Annotated in this window: 1 protein-coding gene; it reads right to left on the bottom strand. The window is 61.3% G+C overall.

Annotated elements, in window-relative coordinates:
- Positions 1-343: 343 nt before the first annotated feature.
- Positions 344-601 (bottom strand): hypothetical protein (locus AC1D0P_RS27125; RefSeq protein ID WP_477679564.1); only part of this gene is annotated, 258 nt, incomplete at its 5' end.

The following is a 601-nucleotide window of genomic DNA, read 5'->3' as shown; positions in this document are numbered from 1 at the left end:
GCACAGGACCGTCGATCATGTCGCCGCTGGCCTGGTTGAGCGTGCTCAGACTCATGACGCCATAGACAGCGATGCCGATCAGCATGAGCGTCATCAGGCCGAAAGCGAGCCCGAGTTTAAGTTTGATTGTAAAGCGCATCCGCATGTCCCCTCGATAGACAGAATTTAGGCGTGACAAAGCATTTCGCGGTGAAGCGATCGGCCCATTGGTTGCTGCGTCAGTGAGCGGAGGCGACTAATTCACGTCCCTGCGGTCGAATATGTTACGCACCGCGCCGACGCTTACATGCGTCGGAGAATTTCACTCGGCAGGGTCATCTGCGCACCCCGCCGAGTTCCTGAATCAGGCGCTTTCCCTGAAATCGGCATCCGCCGAATCCGGKCCGCCATGGTTGAGGTCGAGMGCAAAACCCTTGACCCGGGCCTGCTGGCGCGCGACCGAATTCTCCTGCTGATGGCGCGGAGATGGGGTGTGCGAAGCCAGGTGCGCCACCGGTGCGCGCTGTGCCGGCTTGGCGGCCAGCGGCTTGCGCGCGATTGCCTTTGCCGGCTGCTGGTTGGCGCTGTCGACGTGGAAATAGGCGATCGACGTCTGCAGCTC

It is taken from the genome of Polaromonas sp. P1_G2 (assembly GCF_056405515.1).
This window is presented reverse-complemented; position numbering and strand designations above follow the sequence as displayed.